Origin of the sequence: Saccharothrix sp. ST-888 (assembly GCF_000955975.1) — a bacterium.
Classification (GTDB): Bacteria; Actinomycetota; Actinomycetes; order Streptomycetales; family Streptomycetaceae; genus Kitasatospora.
This window is the reverse complement of the sequence record NZ_JYJF01000003.1, coordinates 210358-216575: the sequence shown is the minus strand read 5'-3', so window position 1 is coordinate 216575 and position 6218 is coordinate 210358. Positions and strand designations below refer to the sequence as shown.

6 protein-coding genes are annotated in these 6218 nt (G+C 73.7%); 5 read left to right on the top strand and 1 reads right to left on the bottom strand.

Translation table 11 applies throughout. From position 1 onward, the window contains the following. From UK12_RS03345 to UK12_RS03325, 5 genes are all read left to right on the top strand, one after another. Nucleotides 1-976 (top strand): sulfate adenylyltransferase subunit 1 (locus UK12_RS03345; protein ID WP_045299226.1); only part of this gene is annotated, 976 nt, incomplete at its 5' end. 217 nt (nucleotides 977-1193) lie between these two features. Next, nucleotides 1194-2345, top strand: a complete 1152-nt coding sequence (locus UK12_RS03340; RefSeq protein ID WP_045299224.1) for an aliphatic sulfonate ABC transporter substrate-binding protein — start codon at nucleotides 1194-1196, stop codon at nucleotides 2343-2345. Between the two features lie 132 nt (nucleotides 2346-2477). Further along, entirely contained in the window at nucleotides 2478-3281 is an 804-nt protein-coding gene (locus UK12_RS03335) for an ABC transporter ATP-binding protein (RefSeq protein WP_045299222.1), read from the top strand. Next, nucleotides 3268-4215, top strand: a complete 948-nt coding sequence (locus tag UK12_RS03330) for an ABC transporter permease (RefSeq protein ID WP_045299220.1) — start codon at nucleotides 3268-3270, stop codon at nucleotides 4213-4215. Before UK12_RS03335 ends, UK12_RS03330 begins: the two co-directional genes overlap by 14 nt. A gap of 26 nt (nucleotides 4216-4241) precedes the next feature. Then, nucleotides 4242-5285 (top strand): sirohydrochlorin chelatase, encoded by a 1044-nt coding sequence (locus UK12_RS03325; RefSeq protein ID WP_082119251.1) that lies wholly within the window; start codon nucleotides 4242-4244, stop codon nucleotides 5283-5285. A 195-nt stretch (nucleotides 5286-5480) separates the two neighbouring features. Here the strand turns inward: UK12_RS03325 and UK12_RS03320 are convergent, their stop codons facing one another. Further along, nucleotides 5481-6053, bottom strand: coding sequence for a hypothetical protein (locus UK12_RS03320; protein ID WP_045299218.1), 573 nt, complete (start codon nucleotides 6051-6053; stop codon nucleotides 5481-5483). Nucleotides 6054-6218 lie beyond the last annotated feature (165 nt).

Sequence of the window (6218 nt, the reverse complement as noted above, 5' to 3'; positions counted from 1 at the left end):
CGAGCTGGCCATCGTCCTGGTCGACGCCCGCAACGGCGTCGTCGAGCAGACCCGCCGGCACGCCGCCGTCGCCGCCCTGCTGCGCGTGCCGCACGTGGTGCTGGCCGTCAACAAGATGGACCTGGTCGACTACGCCGAGCCCGTCTTCGCCGCCATCGCCGAGGAATTCACCGCCTACGCCGCCTCGCTCGGCGTCCGCGACGTCGTCTCCGTCCCGATCTCCGCGCTCGCCGGCGACAACGTGGTCGAGCCCTCCGCCCACATGGACTGGTACGGCGGCCCGACCCTGCTGGAACACCTGGAGACCGTCCCGGTCGGCAGCGACCCGGGCCGGCAGCCGGCCCGCTTCCCGGTCCAGTACGTGATCCGCCCGCAGACCGAGGAGCACCCGGACTACCGCGGCTACGCGGGCCAGCTGGCCTCCGGCGTGCTGCGCGTCGGCGACCCGGTCACCGTCCTGCCGTCCGGCCACACCACCACCGTCGCGGGCATCGACGCCCTCGGCCGGGAGACGGACATCGCCTGGGCCCCCCAGTCCGTCACCGTCCGCCTCGCCGAGGACATCGACGTCTCCCGCGGCGACCTGATCGCGGCCGGTGCGGTGCCCGCCCCCACCAAGGACATCGAGGCCACCGTCTGCCACCTGGGCGAGCGCCCGCTGCGGACCGGCGACAAGGTGCTGCTCAAGCACACCACCCGCACGGTGCGCGCGCTGGTCCGGGAGATCTCCTACCGGATCGACGTCGAGACGCTCGAACAGCGCGGCGAGGCGACGGAGTTGAACGTCAACGACATCGGTCACGTGGTGCTGCGCACCGCCGAGCCGCTGGCGCTGGACGACTACACGGACAACCGCCGCACCGGATCGTTCCTGCTGATCGACCCGGCCGACGGCGCCACCCTCACCGCCGGCATGGCGGGCGAGGCCTTCGACACCGTGCGCACCGCCGAGCCGGACGAGGAGGACTGGGTCTGATGCCCTGCGAGGCGTTCTCGGGCATGGACAAGGAAGGTGGCCGCATCGGCAGCGGCGTCCTCGGCAGTGGCGAGGGCGGACTGGCGCGATGTGCAGGCGGACAGGGGCGCTGAACCCCTGTCACCGGGCCGTCCCTCCCCGACCGCCCGGCTTGCCCGGCATCCGAGCTGCCGTCAGCACCACGATCCGCCCCTCCTTCCATGACAGGACGACTCCCATGGCACCGAATCCGGCGATCCCGCATACCCGAACGCGCCCCGGCTCCGGCCGGACCAGACGGTCCGCCGCGGCGGCCGCGGCCGCCCTGGCCGCCGTCGGCCTGCTCTCCGCCTGCGGCTACGGCTCCAAGAGCGCCGACCGGACGGACGCCGCCCCGGCGTCCGCCACCGCCTCGGGGGCGAAGCTCTCCGCCGACACCGTGAAGATCGGCTACTTCCCGAACCTGACCCACGGCACCGCCCTGGTCGGGATCAAGGACGGCATCTTCCAGAAGGAACTGGGCGCCACCCGGATCAAGACCCAGACCTTCAACGCGGGTCCGGCCGAGATCGAGGCGCTCAACGCCGGATCGATCGACCTCGGCTGGATCGGCCCCTCCCCGGCGATCAACGGCTACACCAAGTCCAACGGGCAGTCCCTGAAGATCATCGGCGGTTCGGCCTCCGGCGGCGTCAAGCTGGTGGTCAACCCCGACCGGATCAAGTCGCCGGACGACCTCAGGGGCAAGAAGATCGCCACCCCGCAGCTCGGCAACACCCAGGACGTCGCGCTGCTCAACTACCTGGCGGGCAAGGGCTACAAGGTCGACGCCCAGTCCGGCGCGGGCGACGTGAGCGTGGTCCGCACCGACAACAAGGTCACCCCCGACGCCTACAAGTCCGGCTCCATCGACGGCGCCTGGGTGCCCGAGCCGACCGCCTCCAAGCTGGTCACCCTCGGCGCCAAGGAACTCCTCGACGAGAAGTCCCTGTGGCCCGACGGCAAGTTCGTGATCACCAACATCATCGTCTCGCAGAAGTTCCTCAAGGAGCACCCGGACGTGGTCGAGGCCGTGCTGCGCGGCTCGGTGAACACCAACGCCTTCATCAAGGCCAACCCGGACCGGGCCAAGGCCGACGCCAACGCCCAGCTCAAGATCGACGCGGGCAGCTCGCTGGACCCGGCGGTCCTCGACCCGGCCTGGCAGGACATCGACTTCCTCGACGACCCGCTGGCCGGCACCCTGCAGGCCGAGGCCGACCACGCGGTCACCGCCGGGCTGCTCAAGAAGCCCAACCTGAACGGGATCTACGACCTGACCCTGCTCGACCAGGTGCTCAAGCAGCAGGGCCGGCCCGCCGTGGCGGACGCCGGGCTCGGTACCAGGTAGGCCGCCCCGCACAGCTCCGAGGTCCGTCCCCGCGCCGTCCCGGTCGATGCCCAGTCACAGGACGGCGCGGGGCCGGGCCCCGGCTCCAGCTTCCCGCCAGATCGCCAGACCACTCACGCAGGAGGTGCCCGGATGACCCCGGCACTGACCACCTCGGAGACCGCCCTCGGCGGCGAGGTCACCGGCGGCGCCCCCGCCGTCCGGCTCTCGCACGTCCACAAGACCTTCGGCCGCCCCGGCGCGGCCACCCCGGTACTGGACGACATCTCGCTCGACGTCGCCCCCGGCGAGTTCGTCACCCTGCTCGGCGCCTCGGGCTGCGGCAAGTCCACCCTGCTCAACCTGGTCGCCGGACTCGACAAGCCCACCGCGGGCAGCATCGAGGTCCCCGGCGGCCGCCCCGCGCTGATGTTCCAGGACCACGCGCTCTTCCCCTGGCTCACGGCCGGCCGCAACATCGAACTCGCGCTCCGGCTGGCCGGCGTCCCGCGCGCCGAACGCCGCCCGGAGGCCGAGCGACTGCTCGAACTGGTCCGGCTCGGTGGCTCCTACGACAAGCGGGTGCACGAACTCTCCGGCGGTATGCGCCAGCGCGTCGCGATGGCCCGGGCACTCGCCCAGGGCAGCCGGGTGCTGCTGATGGACGAGCCGTTCGCGGCCCTGGACGCCATCACCAGGGACGTGCTGCACGACGAGATCACCCGGATCTGGGCCGAGCGGCAGCTGGCCGTGCTGTTCGTCACCCACAACGTCCGCGAGGCCGTCCGGCTCGCCCAGCGCGTCGTCCTGCTCTCCTCCCGCCCCGGCCGGGTCGCCCGGGAGTGGCGGATCGACCTGCCCCAGCCGCGCCGCATCGAGGACACCGGCGTCGCGGACCTGTCCATCGAGATCACCGAAGAACTGCGTGGGGAGATCCGCCGCCATGGCAAGCACTGACACCGCACCCGTGCCGGTCCGGGAGGCGCCCGCCGAGGACGCCCCGCTCCGCATCCGGCCCGCCAAGGACGCCCCGGTCAGCACCGAGGACCTCGGCGCGGGCCTGGACGCGCTGGACAGCGTCGTCGTCCAGCGCACCCCGCTCGCCCAGACCCTGCGGGAGAAGGTCCTCCCCCCGGCACTCGCCGTCGTGCTGGTGATCGGCCTCTGGCAGCTGGCCTTCAGCCTCGAACTCACCGACACCTACAAGCTGCCCAGTCCCGCCATGGTCTGGCAGAGCCTGGCGGACCTGTGGACCCAGGGCACGCTGTTCTCCATCATCTGGACCAGCATCTGGCGCGGCGTCTCCGGCTTCCTCGCGGCCGTCGTCATCGGCACGCCGATCGGACTGCTGGTCGCCCGGGTCAAGCCGGTCCGGGCCGCGATCGGGCCGATCCTCTCCGGCCTGCAGTCGCTGCCCTCGGTCGCCTGGGTGCCCGCCGCCGTCATCTGGCTCGGCATCAACGACTCCGCGATGTACGCCGTCATCCTGCTCGGCGCCGTCCCGTCCATCGCCAACGGGCTGGTCTCCGGCGTCGACCAGGTCCCGCCGCTGTTCCTGCGGGCCGGCCGGACGATGGGCGCCACCGGCCTCGCCGGCGCGCGCCACGTCCTGCTGCCCGCCGCCCTCCCCGGCTACCTGGCCGGACTCAAGCAGGGCTGGGCCTTCTCCTGGCGCTCCCTGATGGCCGCCGAACTCATCGCGTCCTCCCCCGACCTCGGCCTCGGCCTCGGCCGCTACCTGGAGAACAGCCGCGAGGCCTCCGACATGTCCGGGGTGCTGCTCGGCATCATCCTGATCCTCTTCGTCGGCATCGCCATCGACCTGCTGATCTTCTCCCCGCTGGAGCGCCGCGTGCTGCGCAGCCGGGGCCTGCTGGTCGCCAACCGCTGACACCCCACCGCGCCGAAGGGTCGCCCATGTCCACGAGCAGACTGTCCGCCGCCGCCCCGAACCGCCTCACCACAGGCCCCGGAGCGGCGGCGGCAGCCTGCCCGGATGCGACCCGGCACCTCGACGGCCCGCACCCGCTCACCGCCCGGCCCAGCGCACCTGCCGGAGCCCCGGCCGCGCGCACGGCCGACTCCGCCGCCGCGCCCGCCCGCCCCCTCGCGGACCGGGCCCTGCCCCTGAACCAGGCCCGGTCCCGGACCCGGCTGCCGGTCCGCCCCGAGTCCGCCGGGGCGCCGGACGGCCGCCCCCGCCCGCAGACCGACGCCCCGGCGCTGCTGCTGATCGCCCACGGCAGCCGCGACCCCCGGCACGCCGCCACCGTGGACGCCCTGGTCCGGCGGCTCCGCTCGCTGCGCCCCGCACTGGAGGTCGCCACCGCCTACCTGGACCACTGCGCCCCGCGCATCCCCCAGGTCCTCGGCCGCCTCGACGGCGCCCCCGCGGTCGCCGTCCCGCTGCTCCTCAACCGGGCCTTCCACGCCAAGAGCGACATCCCGGCCGCGCTCTGCGAGGCCGGTGCCGACCTGCCGCTCGCGGACGTCCTCGGCCCGTCCCCGCTGCTCCTCGACGCTCTGGACCGCCGCCTGGCCGAGTCCGGCCTCGACCTGGGCTCCGCCGCCGTCCGCGCCGGCACCGGCGTGGTCCTGGCCGCCGCCGGCTCCTCGGACCCGGCCGCCGACGCCGCCACCCGCGCACTCGCCGCCGACTGGCAGCGCACCCGGGGCTGGGCCGCCGTCGAGGTCGCCTACGCCTCGGCCACCGGGCCGCGCGTCCCGGACGCCGTCGCCGCGCTGCGCGCCTCCGGCGTCCGCCAGGTAGCCGTCGCCCCCTACCTGTTGGCGCCGGGGCTGCTCCCCGACCGGATCGCCTCCGCCGCCACCGACGCCGCCGCCGAGCTGATCGCCCCGGTCCTCGGCGCCGCCCCGGAGATCGCCCGGCTCCTGGTGCACCGCTACGACCTGGCCGACCGCGCGACCCGCACCACCCGGATCACCAGCCTGACGGCCTGAGCCTGTGCGCCGCTCCCGCTGCGGCACGTCTTTCCACTCGACGATCCATCTCGGTGAGACCGTCCGCCATGACATCGCATCAGACCGGTCGACCCATCGGCGGCATGGTCGAACTCGGTCTCGTCCGCGTCCTCGTCCTCGTCCAGGCGAACGCCGGTGACCTTCCGCCGGTGCCCCGGTCGGCCCCGGCCCGGGTCAACCGGCCAAGCGCCCGGCCAGCTGCTCGCGGGCCCAGCTGTCCCGGCAGGCCGCCAGTGCCGCCCGCAGCGCGCTCCGGTAGCGCTCCCGGACGTCCGCCAGTGCCTCCCGCGCCGCCAGGCTCGCGGGCGTCGGCCGCCCGGCCCGCAGGTCCTGCTCGCTCGCGTAGGCGAGCGGCGCCTGCACCCACGTCCAGGCACCCGCCGCACAGACCTGCTGGTACGGGTCGCCCTCCTCGACCGCCCGCACCAGGCTCTCCTGCACCCGCCTGCGCCCGACCGCCGCCACCACGACGGCGGCGAGCCAGCGCGGCGAACCCGGATCGTCGTCGCTCACCAGCGCCCGGAGCACCGAGGCGTAGTGCAGCTCGACCAGCGGCCGGTTCCCGGTCAGCTCCTGTACGGCCAACTGCCGCTTGTGGCCAACCCGGTGGTACTGCGGATAGTTCGGCTCCCGCTCGGCGAACGCGGCGACGCGCGGGTCCTCCGGGTCGGTCCACACCAACCCGAGCGCCTCCAGGAGCTCGTCCAGGCAGTCCTCCTGCCGGGCCAGCCGTGCGCCGATGTCCATCCGTCCCCGTCCGCCGAAGTTCCGGACCACACCTTACGCAGGCCGAAGGTACTGCCCGGGCCCGCCCTGGACGATCACGTCCGGACCACCGCGACCGTCCACGACGATCGGGTCCCCGCCCAACCCCTACACGTATCTGACGCTTAGTCAATTCCTCATCTGTGC

Excerpts from the sequence above, each read along its gene's own strand:
- UK12_RS03340 (WP_045299224.1), top strand. The coding sequence starts at position 1,194 with ATGGCACCGAATCCGGCGATCCCGCATACCCGAACGCGCCCCGGCTCC.
- UK12_RS03325 (WP_082119251.1), top strand. The coding sequence starts at position 4,242 with ATGTCCACGAGCAGACTGTCCGCCGCCGCCCCGAACCGCCTCACCACA.
- UK12_RS03335 (WP_045299222.1), top strand. The coding sequence starts at position 2,478 with ATGACCCCGGCACTGACCACCTCGGAGACCGCCCTCGGCGGCGAGGTC.
- UK12_RS03330 (WP_045299220.1), top strand. The coding sequence starts at position 3,268 with ATGGCAAGCACTGACACCGCACCCGTGCCGGTCCGGGAGGCGCCCGCC.
- UK12_RS03320 (WP_045299218.1), bottom strand. The coding sequence starts at position 6,053 with ATGGACATCGGCGCACGGCTGGCCCGGCAGGAGGACTGCCTGGACGAG.